23 protein-coding genes are annotated in these 23,906 nt (G+C 72.2%); 17 read left to right on the top strand and 6 right to left on the bottom strand.

What is annotated here, in order from left to right:
- Positions 1–50 precede the first annotated feature (50 nt).
- Both IAG42_RS06660 and IAG42_RS06655 read right to left on the bottom strand, forming a co-directional pair.
- On the bottom strand, positions 51–1,097 hold the full coding sequence (locus IAG42_RS06660) for a methyltransferase (RefSeq protein ID WP_188336097.1): 1,047 nt from the start codon (positions 1,095–1,097) through the stop codon (positions 51–53).
- A gap of 80 nt (positions 1,098–1,177) precedes the next feature.
- A complete protein-coding gene (locus IAG42_RS06655) occupies positions 1,178–2,239 on the bottom strand; it encodes a right-handed parallel beta-helix repeat-containing protein (protein ID WP_188336096.1) in 1,062 nt (353 codons plus the stop codon).
- Positions 2,240–2,407: 168 nt separating this feature from the next.
- Between IAG42_RS06655 and pcaDC the strand changes: the two genes are divergently transcribed.
- Together pcaDC and IAG42_RS06645 are read left to right on the top strand one after the other, a co-directional pair.
- Positions 2,408–3,697 (top strand): bifunctional 3-oxoadipate enol-lactonase/4-carboxymuconolactone decarboxylase PcaDC, encoded by a 1,290-nt coding sequence (gene pcaDC, locus IAG42_RS06650; protein ID WP_188336095.1) that lies wholly within the window; start codon positions 2,408–2,410, stop codon positions 3,695–3,697.
- Positions 3,698–3,714: 17 nt separating this feature from the next.
- A complete protein-coding gene (locus IAG42_RS06645; RefSeq protein WP_188336094.1) occupies positions 3,715–4,356 on the top strand; it encodes an MBL fold metallo-hydrolase in 642 nt (213 codons plus the stop codon).
- Positions 4,357–4,363: 7 nt separating this feature from the next.
- On the opposite strand, the gene IAG42_RS06640 is transcribed toward IAG42_RS06645, so the two are convergent.
- Positions 4,364–4,954, bottom strand: a complete 591-nt coding sequence (locus IAG42_RS06640) for a hydrolase (protein ID WP_188336093.1) — start codon at positions 4,952–4,954, stop codon at positions 4,364–4,366.
- Positions 4,955–5,014: 60 nt separating this feature from the next.
- Between IAG42_RS06640 and IAG42_RS06635 the strand changes: the two genes are divergently transcribed.
- On the top strand, positions 5,015–5,794 hold the full coding sequence (locus IAG42_RS06635) for an exodeoxyribonuclease III (RefSeq protein ID WP_188336092.1): 780 nt from the start codon (positions 5,015–5,017) through the stop codon (positions 5,792–5,794).
- A gap of 175 nt (positions 5,795–5,969) precedes the next feature.
- On the opposite strand, the gene IAG42_RS06630 is transcribed toward IAG42_RS06635, so the two are convergent.
- A complete protein-coding gene (locus tag IAG42_RS06630) occupies positions 5,970–7,748 on the bottom strand; it encodes an SGNH/GDSL hydrolase family protein (protein WP_188336091.1) in 1,779 nt (592 codons plus the stop codon).
- Positions 7,749–7,916: 168 nt separating this feature from the next.
- Here IAG42_RS06630 and IAG42_RS06625 point away from each other — a divergent pair, with 168 nt between their 5' ends.
- The 5 genes from IAG42_RS06625 to IAG42_RS06605 all read left to right on the top strand — a co-directional run bounded on the left by IAG42_RS06625 (position 7,917) and on the right by IAG42_RS06605 (position 11,698).
- Positions 7,917–8,381 (top strand): DUF6278 family protein, encoded by a 465-nt coding sequence (locus IAG42_RS06625; protein ID WP_188336090.1) that lies wholly within the window; start codon positions 7,917–7,919, stop codon positions 8,379–8,381.
- 119 nt (positions 8,382–8,500) lie between these two features.
- A complete protein-coding gene (locus IAG42_RS06620) occupies positions 8,501–9,244 on the top strand; it encodes an amino acid ABC transporter ATP-binding protein (protein ID WP_188336089.1) in 744 nt (247 codons plus the stop codon).
- A 20-nt stretch (positions 9,245–9,264) separates the two neighbouring features.
- A complete protein-coding gene (locus IAG42_RS06615; RefSeq protein WP_188336088.1) occupies positions 9,265–10,176 on the top strand; it encodes a glutamate ABC transporter substrate-binding protein in 912 nt (303 codons plus the stop codon).
- A gap of 11 nt (positions 10,177–10,187) precedes the next feature.
- The gene (locus tag IAG42_RS06610; RefSeq protein ID WP_188336087.1) at positions 10,188–10,832 is read left to right on the top strand and encodes an amino acid ABC transporter permease; all 645 of its coding nucleotides are present in this window, start codon (positions 10,188–10,190) and stop codon (positions 10,830–10,832) included.
- On the top strand, positions 10,829–11,698 hold the full coding sequence (locus IAG42_RS06605) for an amino acid ABC transporter permease (protein WP_188336086.1): 870 nt from the start codon (positions 10,829–10,831) through the stop codon (positions 11,696–11,698). Before IAG42_RS06610 ends, IAG42_RS06605 begins: the two co-directional genes overlap by 4 nt.
- A 167-nt stretch (positions 11,699–11,865) precedes the next feature.
- Here IAG42_RS06605 and IAG42_RS06600 read toward each other — a convergent pair whose 3' ends face one another.
- Positions 11,866–12,624, bottom strand: coding sequence for a hypothetical protein (locus IAG42_RS06600; protein ID WP_188336085.1), 759 nt, complete (start codon positions 12,622–12,624; stop codon positions 11,866–11,868).
- Positions 12,625–12,727: 103 nt separating this feature from the next.
- Here IAG42_RS06600 and ggt point away from each other — a divergent pair, with 103 nt between their 5' ends.
- The 4 genes from ggt to IAG42_RS06580 all read left to right on the top strand — a co-directional run bounded on the left by ggt (position 12,728) and on the right by IAG42_RS06580 (position 17,770).
- Positions 12,728–14,542 carry a gamma-glutamyltransferase gene (gene ggt / locus IAG42_RS06595; RefSeq protein WP_188336084.1) on the top strand — a complete coding sequence of 605 codons (1,815 nt, stop codon included), beginning with the start codon at positions 12,728–12,730 and terminating at the stop codon, positions 14,540–14,542.
- An 83-nt stretch (positions 14,543–14,625) separates the two neighbouring features.
- Positions 14,626–15,825, top strand: coding sequence for a sensor histidine kinase (locus tag IAG42_RS06590; protein ID WP_188336083.1), 1,200 nt, complete (start codon positions 14,626–14,628; stop codon positions 15,823–15,825).
- The gene (locus IAG42_RS06585; protein ID WP_188336082.1) at positions 15,822–16,490 is read left to right on the top strand and encodes a response regulator; all 669 of its coding nucleotides are present in this window, start codon (positions 15,822–15,824) and stop codon (positions 16,488–16,490) included. The genes IAG42_RS06590 and IAG42_RS06585 overlap by 4 nt, the downstream gene beginning before the upstream one ends.
- Before the next feature lie 326 nt (positions 16,491–16,816).
- Positions 16,817–17,770: an FKBP-type peptidyl-prolyl cis-trans isomerase gene (locus IAG42_RS06580; protein WP_188336081.1), complete on the top strand. Its 954-nt coding sequence runs from the start codon at positions 16,817–16,819 to the stop codon at positions 17,768–17,770.
- A 22-nt stretch (positions 17,771–17,792) separates the two neighbouring features.
- Here the strand turns inward: IAG42_RS06580 and map are convergent, their stop codons facing one another.
- On the bottom strand, positions 17,793–18,560 hold the full coding sequence (gene map / locus IAG42_RS06575) for a type I methionyl aminopeptidase (protein ID WP_188336080.1): 768 nt from the start codon (positions 18,558–18,560) through the stop codon (positions 17,793–17,795).
- Positions 18,561–18,622: 62 nt separating this feature from the next.
- On the opposite strand from map, the gene IAG42_RS06570 reads away from it, so the two are divergent.
- The 5 genes from IAG42_RS06570 (at position 18,623) to IAG42_RS06550 (ending at position 23,896) form a co-directional block, all read left to right on the top strand.
- Positions 18,623–18,874, top strand: coding sequence for a helix-turn-helix domain-containing protein (locus IAG42_RS06570; protein WP_188336079.1), 252 nt, complete (start codon positions 18,623–18,625; stop codon positions 18,872–18,874).
- Positions 18,875–19,071: 197 nt separating this feature from the next.
- A complete protein-coding gene (locus IAG42_RS06565) occupies positions 19,072–19,914 on the top strand; it encodes a nitrilase-related carbon-nitrogen hydrolase (RefSeq protein WP_188336078.1) in 843 nt (280 codons plus the stop codon).
- Positions 19,915–20,046: 132 nt separating this feature from the next.
- Positions 20,047–21,336 (top strand): aspartate aminotransferase family protein, encoded by a 1,290-nt coding sequence (locus tag IAG42_RS06560; RefSeq protein ID WP_188336077.1) that lies wholly within the window; start codon positions 20,047–20,049, stop codon positions 21,334–21,336.
- Between the two features lie 13 nt (positions 21,337–21,349).
- Positions 21,350–22,909, top strand: a complete 1,560-nt coding sequence (locus IAG42_RS06555; protein WP_188336076.1) for a PucR family transcriptional regulator — start codon at positions 21,350–21,352, stop codon at positions 22,907–22,909.
- 144 nt (positions 22,910–23,053) lie between these two features.
- On the top strand, positions 23,054–23,896 hold the full coding sequence (locus IAG42_RS06550) for a nitrilase-related carbon-nitrogen hydrolase (RefSeq protein WP_188336075.1): 843 nt from the start codon (positions 23,054–23,056) through the stop codon (positions 23,894–23,896).
- The last annotated feature ends 10 nt before the right edge of the window (positions 23,897–23,906 follow it).

Genomic DNA, 23,906 nt, shown 5'->3' with positions numbered 1-23,906 from the left:
CGCCGGCCACCGCGTGGGACGCGGGGCCGGCGGCCTCGGTGCGGGTCCGCTCAGGCGGGCACGGTGCACTCGAAGGCGTGCAGGTACGGGTTGACGGGGCGGATCTCGCCGATGGCGAGCCCCGCGTCGGTCAGCCGCTCCACCATGCTCTGCCGTGTGTGCTTGGCACCGCCGACGTTGAGGAGCAGCAGCAGGTCCATCGAGGTCGTGAACTTCATCGACGGGGTGTCGTCGACGAGGTTCTCGATGACGACGACCCGGGCCCCGGGCCGGGCCGCCGCGCGGACGTTGGCCAGCGTCCGGCGGGTGCTCTCGTCGTCCCACTCCAGGATGTTCTTGATGATGTAGACGTCCGCCTCGACCGGGACGGCCTCACGGCAGTCGCCGGGCACGATGCGCACCCGTGAGGCGAGGGCGCCGCCCTCGCGCAGCCGCGGGTCGGCGTTGTCGACGACGCCCGGCAGGTCGAGCAGGGTGCCGTGCATCGCGGGGTGCTTCTCCAGCAGGCTGGCCACCACGTGCCCCTGGCCACCGCCGATGTCCGCGACCGAGGTCACGTCCCGCAGGTCGAGGAGTTCGGCGACGTCCTGCGCGGACTGCCTGCTGGACGTGGTCATGGCCCGGTTGAACACGTGCGCCGACTCGGGGGCCTCGGAGTTGAGGTAGGTGAAGAACTCCCGGTCGTACACGTCCTCGAAGACGTTCCGGCCCGAGCGCACCGCCTCGTCGAGCTTCGGCCACACGTTCCACGTCCACGGCTCGGTGCACCACAGGGCGATGTACCGCAGGCTGTGCGGGTCGTCCTCGCGCAGCAGCCGGGACATCTCGGTGTGCGCGAACGTGCCGTCGGGGCGCTCGGTGAAGACACCCTGGCTGGACAGCGCGCGCAGCAGCCGGCGCAGGGTGTGCGGCTGGGTCTTCACCGCCGCCGCCAGTTCGTCCACGCTCAGGGGGACGTCGTCCAGGGCGTCGGCGACGCCCAGGCGGGCGGCCGCGCGGACGGCGGCGGCGCACGCCGCCCCGAAGACGAGCTCCCTCAGCCGCATGGGCGGCGGGGGAGCGAGACCGGGCGCGGGTGCCGGATCGACGGTCGTCATGTTGCCTCACTTCTGCCTGCGTGATGCGGGTCGTGATGGGGGTGAAGGGGGTGGGGACTTGTCGCGAGGGGCGGCACGGGTCAGCACAATCCGCCGGGCAGGGAGGTCGCGCACCTGTTGTCGCGGAAGGTGTTGCCCTCGCCGTCGTCCTGGACGGCCAGGTCGGCCGTGCCGTTGCGCACGACCACGTTGTCGCGGATCGCGTTGCGCTGGTTGAGGGCGTTCTTGAAGTTCTTGGCCAGCACGATGCCGCCCGACATGGGGGCCTCGCCCACGTTGTCCTCGACGCGGTTGCCGGCCACCAGCGAGTCCTCGACGCCGGTGAGGATGATCCCCGAGCCCTGCAGATAGGGCAGCCGGGCGGTCTTCGCGCAGTACTTGTTGTTGGCGTGGACGTGGTTGGCCACCACGCGCAGCTCACCGGGGCGGGGCGTGTTCTCGTCGCCGACGAGGAACATCGCGGTGCAGTTGCCGGTCGCGTCGTTGTGGTCGACGGTCAGGTTCCGCAGGCGCCGCACCGTGAGGCCGATCCGGTTGTCGGCGAGGCGGTTGTGGCTGATCACCGCGCGGCGGGTGTCCACGGCCCCCTCCTCGGCGGTGACCGTGTTGGCGACGAACAGTCCGGCGTCGCCGTTGCCGGTGGCGGTGTTCCCGCGGAACACGCCCCGCACGGACCGCTCCTGGGCGATGCCCCACTGGCCGTTCTTCTCGGCGTGCACCCCCTCGACCCGCAGCCGGTCGGTCCCGGTCGCCCACAGGCCGGTCTTGGAGAAGCCGCGCAGCGTCAGCGAGCGCACGGTGACGTTCTTGACGGGGTCGGCCTCGGTGCCGCTCACGCAGACGCCGTTGCCGGCCTTCGCGCAGGCGCTGTCGCCGGAGGTGTCGGGGACGACGACGGTGGACCGGGCTCCGGACCCCTGCAGGGTCACGCCCGACACGTCGACGTCGACGCTCTCGTGGTAGGTGCCGGGAGCCAGGCGGACGACGTCCCCAGGCCTCGCGGCGTCGATGGCTTTCTGGATGGACTCGCCCGGGTTCACGTGGTGCACCGTCCGGGCGGCGGCGGCCGGTGAGGCGGCCCCGAGGCCCGACGCGACGGCGGCCGCGGCGCAGGCGAGGCCCACAATCTGTCGTGTGGTCACATGGCGAAGCTATGAGCGGCCGTTCCGCCCTGCCACCGCTGTTCCCCCAGGCGGGCCAGGGGCTTCTAGAGTCTCCTGCGGACCCGGAACGGTTTCCGCCGCCGGGCCGCCCGCCGTAGTCGGACCCCGGGCATCGGGCCCGGCGCGACAGATGAGAGGGTCAGGCGAGTGAGTGAGACACCGAAGAGCACCCTGCAATACCGCTTCGACGGGCCAGAAGACGCCCCTGTCCTGATCCTGGGTCCCTCACTGGGCACCACCTGGCACATGTGGGACCGGCAGATCCCCGAGCTGGTCAAGCAGTGGCGGGTGTTCCGCTTCGACCTCCCCGGACACGGCGGCGCCCCGGCGTACCCCGTCGACTCCGTCGGGGAGCTCGCCGCCCGGCTGCTCGCCACGCTCGACGAGGTCGGCGTGCAGCGCTTCGGATACGCGGGCTGCTCACTGGGCGGCGCGATCGGCGCCGAACTGGCGCTGCGGAACCCGCAGCGCGTCGCGTCGCTCGCCCTGATCGCGGCCTCGCCCCGCTTCGGCACCGCCGACGAGTTCCGCCAGCGCGGCGTCATCGTGCGCAGCAACGGCCTGGACCCCATCGCCCGTACGTCGCCCGAGCGCTGGTTCACCTCCGGCTTCGCCGCCGCCCAGCCCGCCATCACGGACTGGGCCGTGCAGATGGTCCGCACGACCGACCCGGGCTGCTACATCGCCGCGTGCGAGGCCCTCGCCGCCTTCGACATCCGTACCGAGCTCGGCGCCATCGGCGTCCCCACGCTCGTCCTCGTCGGCTCGGAGGACCAGGTGACGGGTCCGGCCGAGGCCCGCACCCTCGTCGCCGGCATACCCGACGCCCGGCTCGCCGTCGTCCCCGGCGCCTCGCACCTGGCCCCGGTCGAGCAGCCCGCCGCCGTCACCGACCTCCTGGTCCGGCACTTCTCCACGGCCTGGCAGCCCGCCCAGGACACCGGCCAGCACGCCATCCCCGCGCCGCCCGTCAAGCCGGTCCTGGCGCCGCCCGCGCCGACCGGGCCCGTCGCCGAGATCGCCCCGGCCGCGCACCAGCCCGAGGCGGCCGTGCGGCCCGACCCGCACGACACGGGCCTCAAGGTGCGCCGCGAGGTGCTCGGCGACGCGCACGTCGACGGCGCGCTGGCCGAGGCCGACGACTTCTCCGGCGAGTTCCAGGAGTTCATGACCCGCTACGCGTGGGGCGAGATCTGGGCCCGCCCGGGACTCGACCGCCGGATGCGCTCCTCGGTGACGCTCACCGCCCTCGTCGCGGGCGGCCACCTCGACGAGCTGGCCTTCCACACGCGCGCCGCGCTGCGCAACGGCCTGACCGCGGACGAGATCAAGGAGATCCTGATGCAGACGGCCGTCTACTGCGGCGTGCCGGCGGCGAACTCCGCGTTCAAGGTCGCCCAGCGTGTCATCCGCGAGGAGACCACGCCGCAGGAATGACCGAGCAGGATGGGACCATGACGCTCACCTTCAAGAAGCTGTCCCACGCCTGCGTCCGCCTCGAGAAGGACGGACAGGTCCTCGTCGTCGACCCGGGCGGGTTCTCGGAACCGGACGCGGCGGTCGGCGCCGACGCGATCCTCGTGACCCACGAGCACCCGGACCACTTCGACGAGGCACGGCTGCGCGCCGGGATGGAGGCCCGCCCCGGCGCGCAGATCTGGACCCTGCGCTCGGTCGCGGAGAAGCTCTCCGCCGCGTTCCCCGGCCGCGTCCACACGGTCGGGCACGGCGACACGTTCACGGCCGCCGGCTTCGACGTCCAGGTCCACGGCGAACTGCACGCCGTCATCCACCCGGACATCCCGCGCATCACGAACGTCGGCTACCTCCTCGACGGCGGCGCCGTCTTCCACCCCGGCGACGCGCTCACCGTCCCCGACCGGCCCGTCGAGACGCTGATGCTCCCGGTCATGGCGCCCTGGAACAAGATCGCCGAAGTGATCGACTACGTGCGCGAGGTGAAGCCGAGCCGCGCCTACGACATCCACGACGCGCTCCTGACCGACCTGGCCCGCCCGATCTACGACAACCAGATCGGCGCGCTCGGCGGCACCCGGCACCTGCGCCTGACGCCGGGCGACACCGTCCGGCTGTGACCCGGCCTCAGCGTGCGAGGAGCTCCAGCACCTCGTCCGTCGTGCCCAGCTCGGCGATGCGCGGATAGATCTTGCCGAAGGTGTGCGCGTGGGACGCGGCGTCGGTGTCGGTCGTCGCGTCCTCTACCACCAGCAGGTGGTAGCTGAGCTCGAAGGCCGAGCGCGCCGTGGACTCCACGCCGATCGACGTCGAGATGCCGCCGAGCACGAGCTGCGTGACCCCGCGCCTGCGCAGCTGCAGATCCAGCTCCGTACCGGTGAAGGCGCCCCAGTGCCGCTTGGTGATCACGATGTCGTCGCCGAGCGGGCCCAGCTCGTCGGGGAACGCGGCGAACGCGGCCGGTGGCGCCTGGGTGAGGCCCGGCGTCGTGGCCCGGCTCACCGGCAGGTCGCCGCCGTCGGGCGACCACGCGACCCGCACCCGCACGACCGGCAGGCCCCGGGCGCGGAACGCGTCGGCGAGCCGCGCCGCGTTCTTGAGCACCGTGTCCGCGGGGTGCGGGGCGGTCGGCAGGCCGAGGATGCCCTGCTGGAGGTCGATGAGGACGAGGGCGGGGCGCTCGTCCAGGGCCGGGGCGGGAAGGCTGCTGTCACTCATATTTCGACAGGCTACCTGTCGAAAAGGCCGTTGTCGTACCCGCCCGGTAGGTTGTGGGACATGCGCATCGCTACCTGGAACGTGAACTCGATCACCGCCCGCCTGCCCCGGCTCCTCGCCTGGCTCGAGAGCAGCGGCACGGACGTGCTGTGCATCCAGGAGACCAAGTGCTCGGCCGAGCAGTTCCCGGCGGAGGAGCTGCGCGAGCTCGGCTACGAGTCGGCGGTCAACGCGAACGGGAGGTGGAACGGGGTGGCGCTGCTCTCCCGCGTCGGCCTCGAGGACGTCGTCAAGGGCGTGCCCGGCGACCCCGGCTACGACGGGGCCGAGGAGCCCCGCGCCGTCTCCGCTACCTGCGGCCCGGTCCGCGTCTGGTCGGTCTACGTGCCGAACGGGCGGGAGGTCGACCACCCGCACTACGCGTACAAGCTGCGCTGGTTCGAGGCGCTCAAGGCGGCGGTGGCCGGCGACGCGCAGGGCTCCCGCCCGTTCGCGGTGATGGGCGACTACAACGTGGCGCCGACCGACGACGACGTCTGGGACATCTCCGTCTTCGAGGGCGCGACGCACGTGACGCCGGCCGAGCGGGCCGCGCTGGCGGCGCTGCGCGAAGCGGGGCTCAGCGATGTCGTGCCGCGCCCCCTGAAGTACGACCACCCCTTCACGTACTGGGACTACCGCCAGCTCGGCTTCCCCAAGAACCGCGGCATGCGGATCGACCTGGTCTACGGGAACGCGCCGTTCGCCAAGGCGGTCTCCGACGCCTACGTCGACCGCGACGAACGCAAGGGCAAGGGCGCCTCGGACCACGCTCCCGTGGTGGTCGACCTCGACGTCTAGCGCGACCTGACCGCCGGTGGGGCTTCTCGCGCAGTTCCCCGCGCCCCTGAAATGCACGCCCTTCGGGCGGCATTTCCCCGATAGAGGCTGAACGGCGAAGCCGTTCGCCTCTAGGGGCGCGGGGAACTGCGCGACCAGCCCCCACCGGGCCGCACCCGCCGACGCACCGGCGAAGCTACGGCGCGAGAAGGCCCAGGTCGACCGAGGAGCCCAGCGCAGCGAGCCCCGCATCGCCGGGATGCAGATGATCCCCGCTGTCGAACTCGGCCCGCATCCGAGCCGGCCGCCCCGGATCCCGCAGCACCGCGTCGAAGTCCAGCACCGCGTCGAACCCCGAGCCGGGCCCGCGCAGGAACCGGTTCACCTCGACCCGCCCCGCGTCAGCGGCAGCCGTGCACAGGGCCTCCCCCTCGCACGGGGTGATCGTCGCCCCGATCACCCGCAACCCCCGCGCCCGCGCCAGCGCGGCGACCTCGCGCAGCCCCGCCACGACCTGCTCGGCACTCGCGCCCCACCGGAGATCGTTGATCCCCTGGAAGACGACGACGGTCCGCGCCGAGGTCTGGGCGAACACGTCCCGGTCGATCCGGTGCAGCGCGCTCACCCCGCCCGTGTCCACGGACACCCCGTCGCCCGGATACCGGTCCCCGACGACCTTGTTCGCCGAGATCCCCTGGTTCAGCACCCCGTAGCGCGGCACCTGCGACTGCCCGAGCAGCCGCCGCGCCAGCACGTTCGGCCAGCGCCTGTTCGCGTCCTGGGTCGACTTCACCCCGTCCGTGATCGAGTCCCCGAGCAGCACCACGGATCCGGGCCCGCCGCCCACGTCGACCCCGGTGAGCAGCGGCCAGTACGAGATCGTCGAGGTGAAGGCCGTGCCGGCGGCGTCCGTCGCGTGGTCCCCGGGCTCGCTCACGTACGACCGCTGGAGCGCCTGGCTGTGCACGGGCGCGCTGAGCACCGGGTCGGGCAGGTGGAAGCTGACGAGGAGGTCGGAGTCGGCCGGCACGTCGAAGTCGACCGGGTCGCTGAACGCCTGTGCCCCGGCGGGCAGTTGTGTCCCGGAGGCGCCTCGGAAGGTGAGCGGGACGGGCGCGCCGCGCGTCGCGGCCCCGGCCTCGCGCACGGCGACCGACGCGCTGCCGATCCGTACGGGCGTCGACGCGAAGGTGTTGTCGAGCCGGATCCGGACCCGGGGGCCGCCCGTGCTCGTGTGCACGACGAGCCGTACCGTCCGGTCCGCCCACGGGCCGACCGTCGTGTACCCGGCGGTCGACGCCGCCCAGGTGCCCGTCCAGCCGTGCGTCGCCCGGCGCACGGAGACGTCGAAGACATGCAGCGCGCGGCCGGCCTCGTCCGGCGCTCCGGGCAGGTCGACGGAGGCGATGGCCCGGTCCGCGCGGACCGGCACGGTGACCACGTACAGCCGGGTCCGGTCGGGGACCTGCCCCTGCGGCGTGTTGCGATGGGGGAGCGCGACGGACTTCGTGGCGAGCGGGCCGGTGCGCCAGTCCGGGGCGGTGAGCGTGTACCGGGAGCGCGAGCCGTCCGTGTAGCGGACCGTGCCCGTGCCGCTCGCGTCGCCGCCGGTCCCGGCGACGAGGAAGGCGAGCGAGTTCCCGCTGCCCCGCAGCCGGACGCGCTGGCCGTCGGCCCGGACGTTGTCGGGGCCGTCGCCCGCCGTGCGCGGCCAGTGGAGCTCGGCGCCCTGGACGCCGAGGCGGCGCCCGGGGGTCCAGCCCGCCGCCGTCAGGTCCTGGGCGGACAGCGAGCCGCCCTCGCCGTCGAAGTCGGCCTCGGCGGGCCGGTCGTCGTCGCTGACGGCCCGATTGTCGAAGAGCCGCTCCAGGGGGAGCGGCTCGGGTCTGTGCGGGGCGGCCTCGGCGGTCGTCGCGGGCGCGAGGCCCGCGCAGGCCGCCAGTAGGACAGCTGTTCCCCAGGTGCGTCGGCGCACGGCCGGCTCCCTCCGTGGTGCGGCGGGCGTGACAGGTGTGCCATGAACGTAGGAAGGGGGCAGGGACGCGTCAATGAGGCGCGTATGAAGCGGGTGCGAACGCACCGCGAACAGCGGGTCCGCGCGCCCTGTGGTGCCGGGGCCAGGGGGAATGCGAGGCTGGACGGCATGAAGATCCCGTTCGTGGACAATTGGCGCAAGAAGCACGAGCCCGTCCTCGCCGTCGCGACGGCCGCGCCGGACGGCGGCGGTGCGGGTTCCGCTGGTACGGGCGGCGGCGACGGACTCGCCGAACTGCTCTCGGAGTGCGAGCTGTTGCGCTCGCAGGCGGCCGCGGCGGGCATCGAACTCGACGACTCCGTACGGTCCTTGGAGAAACTCGACCAACTCGTGCCGCGCTGGCGCGAGGACCCCGAAGTGCTGCCCTGGCTCGGCAACGACGCGGGCCTGTACCTCGGCACGGTCCTGGTGCGCCATGTGCCGGGCGCCGCCTGGGTGATCCGGCCGGACGGGCAGCCCGTCGTGCTCCTGGAGTCGGGCCGGGAGATCGAGGTCGTGGAGGCCGGACAGGAGTGGGCGGAGAGCGGGGCCCCGGAACTCTCCCAGTTCTACGCGGAGGCCGCCGAGTCCTGAGCGGCATGATCTGAGCCGCAAATACGGTTAATGCCCATACGTGCGTGTCGTCGGTTAAGTCCCCTATAAGCGTGGATAGTTTGCGCAAACCGAGACAGCTGAGAGTGGGCAGGACTGGCATGGCCGTCGATCCTTTGATCGAGCTGCGTGACGTGAACAAGTACTACGGGGAGCTGCATGTCCTCCAGGACATCGACCTCACCGTCGGCAAGGGGGAGGTGGTCGTGGTCATCGGCCCTTCGGGGTCGGGCAAGTCGACGCTCTGCAGGACGATCAACCGGCTGGAGACGATCCAGTCCGGCACCATCAGGCTCGACGGCAAACCGCTGCCCGAGGAGGGCAAGGCGCTCGCGCAACTGCGAGCCGAGGTCGGGATGGTCTTCCAGTCCTTCAACCTGTTCGCGCACAAGACGGTCCTCCAGAACGTCTCGCTGGCCCAGGTGAAGGTCAGGAAGCGCAAGAAGGAGGAATCCGACCGGCGCTCCCGCGAACTCCTCGACCGCGTCGGCCTCGCGGCCCACGCCGACAAGTTCCCCGCCCAGCTCTCCGGCGGCCAGCAGCAGCGCGTGGCCATCGCCCGCGCCCTCGCCATGGACCCCAAGGCCCTGCTCTTCGACGAGCCGACCTCCGCCCTCGACCCCGAGATGATCAACGAGGTCCTCGAGGTCATGCAGCAGCTGGCCCGCGACGGCATGACCATGGTGGTCGTCACCCACGAGATGGGCTTCGCGCGCACCGCCGCCGACCGCGTCGTGTTCATGGCCGACGGGAAGATCGTCGAGGACCGCGCCCCCGAGGACTTCTTCACGCATCCCGAGAGCGAGCGCGCCCGCGACTTCCTCTCCAAGATCCTCAAGCACTGACCGGGGGAGTGCAGCACCTCATGATCGTAAAGTCGCTCAGGCTGCTCACCGCCCTCGCGGTGGCCGCCCTGGCCGCCACCGCCTGCGGCAAGGAGGGCACGCCGCCCGTCAAGGGCCCCTCGGCTGCCGAACTCCCCAAGTACCAAGTGGCACAGGGCTTCTCGCTGCCCGACTCCAAGACCTGGAAGAAGGCGGACAAGCGAGGCCACTTCGTCGTCGGCGCCAAGGAGGACCAGCCCTACCTCGGTGAGAAGAACCCCGCCAACGGCGTCTACTCGGGCTTCGACATCGAGATCGCCAAGATGATCTCCGCCTCGCTCGGCCTGGACCCGAAGAAGATCTCCTTCAAGACGATCGCCTCCGCCAACCGCGAGACGGCCCTGCAGAACGGTCAGATCGACTACTACGTCGGCACGTACACCATCAACGACAACCGCAAGAAGCTCGTCGGCTTCGGCGGCCCGTACTACATGGCCGGCCAGAGCCTGCTCGTGCGGACCGACGAGGACGACATCCACGGCCCCCAGGACCTCGACGGCAAACGCGTCTGCTCGGCCGCCGGATCGACCCCGTACCAGCGCATCCAGGCCGACTACCCCAAGGCCGAACTCGTCGCCTACGACACCTACTCGGTCTGTGTCGACAACCTGTTGACCTACCAGGTCGACGCCGTGACCACCGACGACGCGATCCTGCTCGGCTACGCGGCCAAGGTCCCCGACGAGCTGAAGCTGGTCGGCAAGCCGTTCTCCGAGGAGCCGTACGGCATCGGCGTGCCCCGCTCCGACAACGCGCTGCGCTTCGCCGTCGACACCGCGCTCGCCCAGCGCGAGAAGGACGGCGACTGGAAGAAGGCGTACGACGCGACGCTCGGCCTGTCCGGCGTGCCCGCACCGAAACCGCCCGCCATCGACCGCTATCCGGCGAGCTGAGGACCCGCACCGTGAACGTACTGACCGAAAACTTCTCGACCTACTGGAAAGGCTTCCTCGGTACGGTCGAGCTCACCGTCTACGCCTCGATCCTCGCCCTCGTGCTGGGGTTCGTCATGGCGTCGTTCCGCGTCGCGCCCGTCGGCTCCTTCCGCGCCTTCGGCACCGCCTGGGTCACCGTCCTGCGCAACACCCCGCTGACCCTGCTGTTCTTCGCTGTCCTGCTCGGCCTGCCGCGCTTCGGCCTCGTGCTCCCCTTCACCGTCTTCGCGGTGCTCGCGCTCGGCTGCTACACCTCCGCGTTCATCTGCGAGGCGCTGCGCTCCGGCATCAACACCGTGCACAAGGGGCAGGGCGAGGCCGCCCGCAGCCTCGGCATGTCCTTCGGCCAGACCCTGACCCTGGTGATCCTGCCGCAGGCGTTCCGCTCCGTGATCGCGCCCGTCGGCTCCAACCTGATCGCGCTCGCCAAGAACTCGGCGATCGCGGGCGCCTTCAGCGTCACCGAACTGCTGGGCACCTACAAGACGCTCAGCGAACTCGGCTTCAACATCATCTGGACCTTCGTCTGGATCGCGGTCGGCTACCTCATCATCACGCTCGCCATCAGCGGGGTGTTCAACCTCATGGAAAAGCGCTGGGGAGTCGCCCGATGAAAGCCCTCGACCACGGCGCCACCGCCCTCTACGACATCCCGGGGCCCAACACCGAGCGCCGCCACAAGCTGTACGGTCTCGTCTCCACCGTGATCCTGCTCGCACTCGTCGGCTGGATCCTCTACCTGCTCTTCGACACCGACCAGTTCACCAGCACCAAGTGGACCCCCTTCGAGTACAAGGGCATCCAGGAACTGCTGCTGCGCGGCCTCGGGAACACGCTCAAGGCCTTCGCCATCGCGGCCGTGCTGTCCCTGGCGCTCGGCACGGTCCTCGCCGTGGGACGCCTGTCCGACCACCGCCCCGTGCGCTGGCTCGCCACCCTGTTCGTGGAGTTCTTCCGCGCGATGCCGGTCCTCGTGATGATCTTCTTCATCTACGTGGCCCTCAAGGCCGAGCCGCTGCCCGCCCTCGTCGCCGGACTGACCCTCTACAACGGCTCGGTGCTCGCCGAGGTCTTCCGCTCCGGCATCAACGCGGTCGAACGCGGCCAGCGCGAGGCCGCGTTCGCGCTCGGCATGCGCAAGACGCAGGTCATGACGCACGTCCTGGTGCCGCAGGCGGTGCGGGCCATGCTGCCCGCCATCATCAGCCAGCTCGTGGTCGCCCTGAAGGACACCTCGCTGGGGTATCTGATCACCTATGAGGAGTTTCTCCACGCCGGGAAGCTCATCGCGTCGAACCTCGACTACGATTTGCCCTTCATCCCCGTGGTGATGGTGATCTCGCCGATCTACATCGGGATGTGCATGTTGCTGTCGTGGTTCGCCCAGTGGGTGGCCAAGCGTCAGCGGCGCAATCCCAAGACCGAGGCCGCGGACGTCGCCCCGGCCGAACCAGGGACGCTGCTGCCCGGAGTGCAGTAGCCACAGAGCGTCGGCCGTCCACGCCCGGCCGCAGCCGGAGATCACTCCTCGCGAGGAGAAGGTCAGCTGCGTGCGGGACGGGACGGGCCGCCTGCTTGCCGAGGCCGAGCGGGCCCCTGCCGCATTCGTACGCGGCCGGGGTACCGCTCTTCCTTGGTCCGGGCCCCCTACTTGGCGCGGTGGGAGTTGCGCGGGGCCGCCGTGGCCGGCAGCGGCTGCTGGGCCGCACGCGTCACGTCGGAGACCAGCTCGACGACGTCCGGGCCGTAGGCGCCCGAGTTCACGACCTTCAGGAGCAGTACGAACGAGCTGTTGCCGTGCTTGCGCGCGAGCCGCTCGTGATGGCGGGCCAGATACCGCGTCGCCGCCTGATTCGTGATGGGCAGCTGCCCGCAGAACAGGAACACCGGCCGCGCCTCGCGCGACTCACCGGCCGTCAGCCGCGCCAGGATCACGTACTCGGTACGGCCCGGCTCCACCCGGTAGCGCTCGGAGCCGACCTGGAACGCGCCGCGGTCAGGACCCGGCTCCGGATCCGTGTTGACCCGGATCCCCGGCAGCAGGCTCACCATGTGCGCCGCCATCCGCCGGTTCGACGCCGGCCCCCCGACACAGAACTCGGTGCGCTCGCCGAAGCCCTGCTGGGCCGTGTCGTGCGCCACGACCTGGGCGTGCGCCCCGCAGTCCTTGACGATCGCCGCCAGTTCCAGCAGCGCGAACACGTCGTGCCGCTTGACCGCCAGCTCGGGGCCGCCCGCGTCGCGGTTCACCACCAGCAGCGACTCCGCGTTGTCGGGCAGTCCGAAGAAGGCCTGCTTGCGGCGGAGCTTCCGTTTCCACAGATAGGTGCGGGCGAGCCAGCCCAGCGAGGCGCTGATGCCCGCTGCGATCAGGCCGAGGACGATGTTGCGCACGTCTTCAGTCATGGGGGCGCACTCTAGCCAACCGGCGTACCGGTGTTCGAGGGGGTCCTGACGGTGCCGTGAAGGCAAGTTACGCTGCGCAGACGGTTGTTGACTGGAGGTACTGATGAGACGTTCAGTTGCACGGAATCTGTCCCTCTGCGCCCTTGCGGTGAGCATGGTGGCGGTCGGGGCGGCCGCGCCCCCTTCGTCCGCTTCCGGCGGCTCCTCGGGAGCGCCGCAGAAGGTTCCGGTCGCCGTCGGCCACGGCGGCGCCGTGGCCAGTGTCGACGCCGACGCCTCCGCGGCCGGCATCGAGGTCCTCAGGAACGGGGGCAACGCGGTGGACGCCGCCGTCGCCACCGCCGCCGCGCTCGGCGTCACCGAGCCCTACTCCGCCGGCGTCGGCGGAGGCGGCTACTTCGTCTACTACGACGCGAAGACCCGGCAGGTGCACTCGATCGACGGCCGCGAGACCGCGCCGCTGAACGCCGGCTCCGACCTGTTCCTGGAGAACGGCAGACCGCTCGCCTTCGCGGACGCCGTCACCAGCGGCCTGAGCGTCGGCACCCCCGGCACCCCCGCCACCTGGGCCTCCGCCCTCGACGCCTGGGGCAGCAAGGGCCTCGGCGCCGTCCTCGAGCCCGCCGAACGACTCGCCCGGGACGGCTTCACCGTCGACGACACCTTCCGCTCCCAGACCGCCTCCAACGAGGCCCGCTTCCGCAACTTCCCGGACACCTCCCGGCTCTTCCTGCCCGGCGGACAGCTCCCGGTCGTCGGCTCGACCTTCCGCAACCCCGACCTCGCCCGCACCTACGCGCAGCTCGCCCGCCAGGGCGTCGGCGCGATCTACCACGGCGACATCGGCGCCGACGTCGTCAAGACCGTCAACGCGCCGCCCGTCGACCCGGCCTCCGGCTGGAACGCCCGCCCCGGCGAACTGTCCACGAAGGACCTGAAGGCCTACGCCGCCAAGTTCCAGACCCCGACCAGGACCTCGTACCGGGGCCTCGGCGTCTACTCCATCGCCCCGTCCTCCTCCGGCGGCACCACCGTCGGCGAGGCGCTCAACATCCTGGAGCGCACCGACCTCTCCAAAGCCTCCAAGGCCCGCTATCTGCACCGCTTCATCGAGGCCAGCCGCATCGCGTTCGCCGACCGCGGCCGCTGGGTCGGCGATCCGGCCGCCGAGGACGTGCCCACCGGGCAACTGCTCTCCCAGCGCTTCGCCGACGCACGCGGCTGTCTGATCCAGGACGACGCGGTCCTCACCAGCCCGCTGGCCCCCGGCGACCCCCGCCACCCGGGCACGTGCGGCAGGACCGGCGACCAGGCCGCCCCGACGACGTACGAGGGCGAGAACACCACGCACCTCACGGTCGCCGACAAGTGGGGCAACGTCGTCGCCTACACCCTCACCATCGAGTCCACCGGCGGCAGCGGCATCACCGTGCCCGGCCGCGGCTTCCTGCTCAACAACGAGCTGACCGACTTCTCCTTCGCCCCGGCGAACCCCGCCGTCCACGACCCGAACCTGCCCGGCCCCGGCAAGCGGCCCCGCTCCTCCATCGCACCGACCATCGTCCTCGACCGGGCGAACAAGCCGGTCGTCGCCGTCGGTTCGCCCGGCGGCGCCACCATCATCACCACCGTGCTGCAGACCCTGACCGGCTTCCTCGACCGGGGCCTGCCGCTCGTCGACGCCATCGCGGCCCCGCGCGCCAGCCAGCGCAACGCCGCGCAGACCGAACTCGAACCCGGCCTCTACGACAGCCCGCTGCGCGCCGAACTCGAGTCGATCGGGCACTCCTTCAAACTCAACCCCGAGATCGGCGCCGCGACCGGCGTGCAGCGGCTCCCCGACGGGCGGTGGCTCGCCGCCGCCGAGAAGGTACGGCGCGGCGGCGGTTCCGCGATGGTCGTCGACCCCGGCCACTGACGTCCTGACCACCCGGGATCGGCCCACGGGATGCATTCCGCGGGCCGATGTCCGGGCCCGGCGGCGCTCGTACGCTCATCGGCATGAGCGAGACAACCGGATCCCGGGGGACCGCCGCCTGGTGCGGACTGGCCCTCTACCCGTTCGTGCTGACCGTGCCGCTGTTCGCGTCACCCGACACGGTGCCGCTGCTGCGCGCCCTGGGCGTGGCCCTCAGCGCCGTGCTCCTGGTCGGCGTGGCCCGCAGGATGCCGCTGCTCGCGCTGGTGGTCGCCCTGCTCGGCACGCTCGTGGCGACCGCGCTGCAACCGAGCGGCGGACCGTACCACCCCTCCGGGCCCCTCGGCCCCGCCGGTCCGGACGGCGGGTACGACGGAGGCCGGTCCGTGACACTGCTCGCGTTCGTCGTGGCCGACATCGTGCTCGGCCTCCTCGTTGCCCGCAGGCCCACGCGCCAGTGGGTCACCGGGGTCGTGCTCAGCGTCCTCGCTCAGGCCGGCGGCATCGCCGTGTTCGCGCGGGGCGAGAGCCTCGCGGCGCTCGCCACCATCGCGCTGCTCGCCCTGCTGGTCTCCTGCATGATCGGCCTGTTCGTCCGCGAGCGCGCCGAGCACGCCTCCGCGCTGCGCCGGCGCGCCGTCACCGAGGCCGTGACCGCCGAACGGCTGCGCATCGCACGGGAGTTGCACGACATGGTCTCCCACGGCATCGGCGTCATCACCATCCAGTCCGGAGTCGCAGCCCGCGTCGTCGAGACCCGCCCCGCCGAGGCCCGTGCCGCGCTCGAAGCCATCGAACAGACCAGCCGCGACACCCTGCGCGGCCTGCGCCGCACCCTCGTCGCGCTGCGCCGGGCCGACCCGGACGGGGACGCGCCGCTCACCCCCGGCGCCGGGCTCGCCGAACTCGACGTGCTCATCGCGCAGACCGCCGACGCCGGCGTTCGCGTCGACCTGTCCCGCACCGGCACCGAGCGCCCCCTGCCGCCCGACGTGGACCGCTCCGCGTACCGCATCGTGCAGGAGGCCCTCGCCAACGTCGTCCGGCACGCGGGCGTCGCCGCCTGCCAGGTGGCGGTCGCGTACGAGGAGCACGAGCTGTTCCTGGAGATCGTGGACGCGGGACGGGGCGCCGGGGCACGATCGTCGGGAACGGGGTTCGGGATCATGGGGATGGAGGAGCGGGTGCGCCTGCTGCACGGGGAGTTCGGGGCGGGGCCGCGGCCGGAGGGCGGCTTCCGGGTGACGGCGCGGATACCGCTGCCCGAGGAGGGGGCGGCGTGACGGCGCGGGTCCGGGTGCTGCTCGTCGACGACCAGCCGCTCGTCCGCTCCGGGCTGCGCACCCTCATCGGCGACACGGGCGACCTGGAGGTCGTCGGCGAGGCGGGGGACGGGGCGGAGGCCGTCGCCCAGGCGGCGCGGCTGGTGCCCGACGTGGTCGTCATGGACATCCGGATGCCCGGCGTCGACGGCATCGAGGCGACGCGGCGCATCATCGAGTCGGGACAGGGCCCCCGGGTCCTCGTCCTGACCACGTTCGACGAGGACGACTACGTGTACGGGGCGCTGCGGGCCGGCGCCGCCGGGTTCGCCGTGAAGGACATGCCGCTCGACGATCTCCTCGCGGCGATCCGCATCGTCGCCGCGGGGGACGCGCTCATCGCGCCCGGGGTCACCCGGCGGCTCATCGCCGACTTCGTGGGGCGCGGGGGGCCGGTCGCGGCGCGTTCGCCCCGGCCGGTCGAAGGCATCACGGAGCGCGAGCGCGAGGTCCTGACCCTGGTCGGCCTCGGCCGCTCCAACCAGGAGATCGCCGAGGAACTCTTCATCAGCGTCGCCACCACCAAGTCCCACGTGGCCCGCCTCTTCACGAAGCTCGCGGCGCGCGACCGGGTCCAACTGGTCATCATGGCGTACGAGTTGGGCCTCGTGACCCCCACCCACTGACGGCTCCGCCGGGGGTGGGGGCACAGCGGAGCGGCCCCGCAGCCCGGGCAGGAGATATGCGCCCTGGGCTGGGCGCGGTACACCCGGCGGGCGCGTGCCGCCCTGCGTGTCGCTCGGCCCGGGCAGGGGGCATCGAACCGCGCTGGGCGCCCTACATCCGGCGCCCCGGTGTGTCGCCCGGTCAGGGCAACTGACATCCGCCCCGCACTCGGCGCCGTACACCCGGCGGACGTACGCCCCCCGGTGTGTCGTCCCGCAGGTCCGTCACCCGCACCCCGGGGACCGGAACGCTCCTTGGCGACACCCCCACGCCAAGGAGGTCACCGGTGGACCCCAGACCCGTCCTGCGCACCGGAGCCGTAACCGTCCTGCTCGCGGCGGCCGCGGCCTGCGCCGCTCCCGACCCGGGGCCCGAGAACGTTCCGAAGGTCACCGGCGCGGCCGGCACCCGGCCCGTGATCACCATCCCGGACCGGCCCGCCCCGGCGGCCGCCCGGCTGAAGGTGCTGCGCGCCGGCACGGGCCCGGTGGTGAAGAAGGGGCAGGTCGCCGTCACCGATGTCGAGATGCGCAGCTGGGAGGGGAAGAAGGAGCTGCTCAGCTCGTGGGGCCTGGCGCAGCCGACGACGGTGTCGTTCAGCGGCGAGCGGTCCTGGGCGGAGGCGCTCGTGGGCCGCAGGGGCGGCAGCCGCGTCCTGATGATCGCCCCGGCGGCGCGCGGCGCCGGCCCGCGGAGCGCCGCGGCGGCCGCGATCGCCCCGGACGACCACATGGTCCTGGTGTTCGACCTGATCGGCGGCTACGACCGTGACCAGCGGGTGCCGGTGCGCCACGGCAGCGGTGGGATGCCGGGCGCAGGGGGCGCCCGCGACGCGAAGGCCGTCGTCGACTTCCCCGCGGGCGGGATGCCGAAGGTGGTCAGCTGGGGCGCGGGCCCGCCCGCGAAACTGCACGTGCGCACGCTCAGCGAGGGCCGCGGCCCGGTGCTCCAGGACCGTGACGTGGCCGTGCTGCAGTACGCGGGCTGGTCCTGGGGCGAGGACCGCCCGTTCCGCTCGACGTACGGGGAGAGCGGCCCGAGCGGGATGGTGCTCGCCCGGCCCGCGCTGCTGCCCGGGATGTTCGAGGCGCTGAAGGGCATCCGGGTCGGCAGTCGGCTCCAGCTCGCGGTGCCCGCCCGCTATCGCCCCGACTTCCACCGCACGCCGGGCGGTCTGGAACAGCCGCCCGGCGTGCCGGTGCTCTACGTCGTGGACGTGCTCGACCGGCAGGACCGCTGACGCCCGTAGGGAGGGAAGCGGCTCAGAGCGCGGTGAGGACGCGCGGCCCCGCGTCGGTGATCGCCACGGTGTGTTCGGCGTGCGCGGCGCGGGAGCCGTCGTTCGTGCGCAGCGTCCACCCGTCGGGGTCCGCGTGGTAGTCGTCCGTGCCGCCCGCGATCACCATCGGCTCGATGGCCAGTGCCATGCCGGCCCGCAGCCGCATGCCGCGCCCGGGCCGCCCCTCGTTCGGCACCCCCGGGTCCTCGTGCATCCGGCGCCCGATGCCGTGCCCGCCGAAGCCGTCGGGGACGCCGTACCCGGCGGCGCGGCACACGGTGCCGATGGCGTGCGCGATGTCCCCGATCCGGTTCCCGACGACGGCCGCCGCGATGCCGGCGGCCAGGGCCCGCTCGGCGGTCTCGATCAGCCGGGTGTCCTCGGGCCGGGCGGTGCCCACGGTGAAGCTGATCGCCGAGTCGCCGACCCAGCCGCCGAGTTCGGCCCCGAAGTCGACCGAGACGAGGTCGCCGTCGCGCAGCCGGGTCCGGTTCGGGACGCCGTGCACGATCGCGTCGTTGACGGAGACGCACAGGACGGCGGGGAAGGGGGTCGGGGCGAACGGCGGGCGGTAGCCCAGGAACGGGGAGGAGGCGCCGGCGTCGCGCAGCACGTCGTGCGCGACCTCGTCGAGTTCGAGGAGGGTGACGCCCGGTGCGGCGTGCTTGCGGGCGGCGGCCAGGGCCTGGGCGACGATGCGGCCGGCCTCGCGCATCGCGTCGATCTGCGGTTCGGTCTTCAGTTCCACCATGCCAATTACTATACCGGTATTTGAATCCGGTATAGAAATGGAGGGTCGGCTAGACTGGGCGCATGGTCCGAACTCCCTTGACCCCCGAAGAGCGCGAGCGCGGCGAGCGGCTCGGCCGGCTGCTGCGCGAGGCGCGACAGGGGCGCAGCATGACCGAGGTGGCCGCGGGTGCGGGCGTCTCGGTCGAGACGCTGCGCAAGATCGAGACGGGGCGCGCGCCGACCCCGGCGTTCTTCACGGTCGCGGCCCTCGCCCGCGAGCTCGGCCTCTCGATGGACGAGCTGGTCGTGCACTGCGCGCTGCAGCCGGCCTGAACCCGGACGGCCCGGACGGCGGGCCTCGTGCGACGTGATCGGTGTGATGAGAAGCGGGATCACCCGCACGGGTGCCGAAACATGATCGTTCCAGCGGGTTGACGACGATGGTCTTGGCAAGCCCCCCGGGCGGGCTTACGTTCGTCCCTCTACGCCCCGTTCTACAGGCGTAGAGGTTCAACGCTGAGGAGCGGCTCATGGCCCACGTCGTTCGCGCCGCACTCGTCCAGGCCTCCTGGACGGGCGACACCGCATCCATGATCGCCAAGCACGAGGAGCACGCCCGCGAGGCGGCCCGCCGGGGAGCCCGGATCATCGGCTTCCAGGAGGTGTTCAACGCCCCGTACTTCTGCCAGGTCCAGGACCCCGGGCACCACCGCTGGGCCGAGCCCGTGCCGGACGGCCCCACCGTCACGCGGATGCGTGAACTCGCCCGCGAGACGGGCCTGGTGATCGTGGCCCCCGTCTTCGAGGTCGAGCAGCCCGGCTTCTACTACAACACCGCGGCCGTGATCGACGCCGACGGCAGCTACCTCGGCAAGTACCGCAAGCACCACATCCCGCAGCTTCCCGGCTTCTGGGAGAAGTACTACTTCCGGCCGGGGAACCTGGGCTGGCCCGTCTTCGACACCTCCGTCGGCCGGGTCGGCGTCTACATCTGCTACGACCGCCACTTCCCCGAAGGCTGGCGCCAGTTGGGGCTCAACGGCGCGCAGATCGTGTACAACCCGTCCGCGACCAGCCGCGGCCTCTCCTCTCACCTCTGGCGCCTCGAACAGCCCGCGGCCGCCGTCGCCAACGCGTACTACGTCGCCGCCATCAACCGCGTCGGCGTCGAGGAGTACGGCGACGACGACTTCTACGGCACCTCGTACTTCGTCGACCCGCGCGGGCAGCTCGTCGGCGAGGCGGCCGACGACCGGGACGAGGAACTGCTCGTACGCGACCTCGACCTCGACGTCATCGACGAGGTGCGGCAGCAGTGGGCCTTCTACCGCGACCGCCGCCCCGACGCCTACGACGGACTTGTCCAGCCCTGACCCCCGGGGGCCTCTCCCGAACCTGTTCAGCCCTGACCCCGGGGGCCTTTCCCGAACCCGTTCAGCCCTGACGCCCCCGGGCCTCTCCCGAACCCGTTCAGCCGTGACCGACGAAGGGACTCCGCAGCCGTGATGACCCCTGACCTCCACGCACGCCATCGCGCGGTCCTGCCCGAGTGGCTCGCCCTGTACTACGACCGGCCGATCGAGATCACCCACGGCGAGGGCCGCCAGGTCTGGGACGCCGACGGCAAGCAGTACCTCGACTTCTTCGGCGGCATCCTCACCACCATGACCGCGCACGCCCTGCCCGAGGTCACCAAGGCGGTCAGCGAGCAGGCGTCCCGGATCGTCCACTCCTCGACGCTCTACCTGAACCGGCCGATGGTCGAACTCGCCGAGCGCGTCGCCAAGTTGTCCGGCATCCCCGACGCCCGCGTCTTCTTCACCACCTCCGGCACCGAGGCCAACGACACCGCGCTGCTGCTCGCCACCGCGTACCGCCGCTCCAACCAGATCCTGGCGATGCGCAACAGCTACCACGGCCGCTCCTTCTCCGCCGTCGGCATCACCGGCAACCGAGGCTGGTCGCCCACCAGCCTCTCGCCCCTGCAGACCCTGTACGTGCACGGCGGCGTCCGCACCCGCGGCCCCTACGCCCACCTGTCCGACGCCGAGTTCACCGAGGCCTGCGTCGCCGACCTGCGCGACATGCTCGGCCAGACCCGGGGGAACGTGGCGGCGCTCATCGCCGAGCCCATCCAGGGCGTCGGCGGCTTCACCTCCCCGCCCGACGGTCTGTACGCCCGCTTCCGCCAGATCCTCGCCGAGCACGGCATCCTGTGGATCTCCGACGAGGTGCAGACCGGCTGGGGCCGCACCGGCGAGCACTTCTGGGGCTGGCAGGCCCACGCCGCGTCCGGCCCGCCCGACCTGCTCACCTTCGCCAAGGGCATCGGCAACGGCATGTCGATCGGCGGCGTCGTCGCCCGCGCCGAGGTCATGAACTGCCTCGACGCCAACTCCATCTCCACCTTCGGCGGCAGCCCCGTCACCATGGCCGCGGGCCTCGCCAACCTCTCGTACCTCCTGGAGCACGACCTCCAGGGCAACGCCCGCCGCGTCGGCGGCCTCCTCATCGAGCGGCTGCGCGCCATCGGCGCGAGCACCCCCTGCGTCCGCGAGGTGCGTGGCCGGGGCCTCATGATCGGCATCGAACTCGTCCGGCCGGGCACCGACGAGGCGCACCCCGACGCCGCCACCGCCGTCCTCGAGGAGTGCCGCGAGCACGGCCTGCTCATCGGCAAGGGCGGCGGCCACAGCACCAGCGTCCTGCGCATCGCCCCGCCCCTCACCCTGACCGTCGCCGAGGCCGAACAGGGCGCGGCGATCCTCGAACGAGCCCTGCGGAACGCCTCGTAGCGGGCCCGGCGCCATGACCGCTCCGGCCGTCCCCGAACACGCCCTGTCCGTACGGCAGATACTCGCCCTGGAACGCATCGCCGCGGGCGAACCCGAGGTGGTCGCCGCCGCCGAGCACCTCGACCGGCCCGTGCGCTGGGTGCACGTCGCCGAGGCCGCCGACGTCGGCGTCATGCTCAGCGGCGGCGAGATGGTCCTCACCACCGGCGTGCTCCTCGCGGGCGGCGACCCGCACGGCCGCACCGCCTACATCGAGTCCCTGCACCGCGCCGAGGCCGCGGCCCTCGTCCTCGGCCTCGGCCGCGCCTTCCCGTCCCCGCCCCGCGACATGTGCCGGGCCGCCGAGCGCTGCGGCCTGCCCATGGTCGTGCTGCACCGGCCCTTCCCGTTCGCCGAGCTCACCGAGGAGGTCCAGTCCCGGCTCGTGCGCCGCAAGTACGCCGCCGTCCGCCTCTCCGAGGGCATCCGCACCGCGCTGACCGCGCTCATCACGGCCGGCGCCCCGCTCCAGCGCCTCCTCGACGAGATCGCCGCGCACAGCGCCTGCCCCGTCGTCGTCACCAACCTCGCCCACCGCGTCCTCGCCACCGCCGGCGAACGGCCCGCCGTCGACGACGTCCTGCGCGACTGGGACCGCATCGCCCGGCAGCCCGGCGGCGTCGACGGCGAAGGCTGGCTGCGCGCCGAACTCGGCGGCCGCGGCGAACGCTGGGGCTCCGTCGTACTGTGCGGCTACCGCGGCGACTGCGCCTCCGGCCGGCTGCTCGCCGACCGCGCCGCCGAGTCCCTCGTCCTGCACCACCTGCTGTCCGGCACCGCCGTCAGCTGGGAGGAACAGTCCGCACGCCGCCTGCTCGACGACCTCGTCTCCGGCGCCGTGCCCGCCCGCCAACTCCTGCCCCGCGCCCGCGCGGCCGGCCTCCCCGTCAACCGGCGCACCTTCGTCCCGCTCGCCGTCCGCGACACCGACCCCGCCCGCCTCGACCGCGTCCTGCGCCTGCTCGGCCTGTCCGCGCTCGTCGCCGATCTCACCGAGCACGCCACCGCCGTCCTGCTCAGCCTCGCCCACGACCAGGACCCCGTACCGCTCGCCGCCCACTTCGCCGAACGGCTGCGCGCCGAGACCGGCGCCGCGCCCGTCGTCGCCGCGGGACCCGCCGGGCCCGCCTGGGACGACGTCCCCGACGGCCTGCGCGAAGCGCTCCACGTCTGCGACGCCGTCGCCGGAGCCCCGCCCGGCCTGCCCGCCGTCGTCCGCCTCGGCGACGTACGGCTGCGCGGTCTGATGCGGATGCTGCGCGACGACCCCCGCGTCCAGTCCTTCGCCGAACGCGAGCTGGACGGACTGCTGTACGCCGAGGAGGGCGAGGCGCTGCTCGCGGTCCTGCGCACCTACCTCGCGACCGGCCGCAACAAGTCCCGCACCGCCCAGCTCCACCACATGAGCCGGCCCGCCCTGTACCGCCGCATCGAGGCCATCGAGACCCTGCTCCGGGTCAGCCTCGACGACTTCGAGGAGGCGGCGTCCGTGCACATCGCGCTGCTCGCGCACGACGCGCAGACGGGGGAGTGACACGGTGCAACGGCATCGGGCCGCGGACGTGACACGGTGCGACTCGGCCGGCGCCGACGCGCTTCCTATCGTCCTTGGCACACCTGTCGTCCCCTCTGCCCTCCCCTCCGCCCTCCCCTCTGTCGTCCCTCGCAGGAGGTCCCGATGAGTTCCGTGATCCGCGCCGCGATCTTCCAGACCGCATGGACCGGCGACAAGGAATCCATGATCAAGGTGCACGAGCAGGCCGTGCGTGACGCGGCCGCCCAGGGCGCCCAAGTGCTCTGCTTCCAGGAGCTGTTCTACGGCCCGTACTTCTGCCAGGTGCAGGACCCGGCCTTCTACGCCTACGCCGAGGCCATCCCCGACGGACCGATCGTGCGCCGCTTCCAGGAGCTGGCCCGCGAGCACCACATCGTCCTCGTCCTGCCCATGTACGAACAGGAGCAGCCCGGCGTCCTCTACAACACGGCCGCCGTGATCGACGCCGACGGCAGCTACCTCGGCAAGTACCGCAAGACCCATCTCCCGCAGGTCAAGGGCTTCTGGGAGAAGTTCTACTTCCGGCCGGGCAACTCCGGCTGGCCCGTCTTCGACACCGCCGTCGGCAAGGTCGGCGTCTACATCTGCTACGACCGGCACTTCCCCGAGGGCTGGCGCGCCCTCGGTCTCGAAGGCGCCCAGATCGTCTTCAACCCCTCCGCCACCAGCCGCGGCCTGTCCCGCTACCTGTGGCAGCTGGAGCAGCCGGCCGCCGCCGTCGCCAACGAGTACTTCGTCGGCGCCATCAACCGCGTCGGCGTCGAGGAGTACGGCGACAACGACTTCTACGGCACCTCCTACTTCGTCGACCCCGAGGGCCAGTTCGTCGGCGAGGTCGCCGACGACAAGGCGCCCGAACTCGTCGTCCGCGACCTCGACCTCGCCAAGCTGCACGAGGTCCGCGACCGCTGGCAGTTCTACCGCGACCGCGCCCCGCACGCGTACGAGCCGCTGACCCGCCCGTAGCACCCCGAGC

The organism is Streptomyces xanthii, assembly GCF_014621695.1.
Lineage (GTDB): Bacteria > Actinomycetota > Actinomycetes > Streptomycetales > Streptomycetaceae > Streptomyces > Streptomyces xanthii.
Note: the sequence above shows the minus strand (reverse complement) of the source record. Positions and strands in the feature narration are given on the sequence as shown.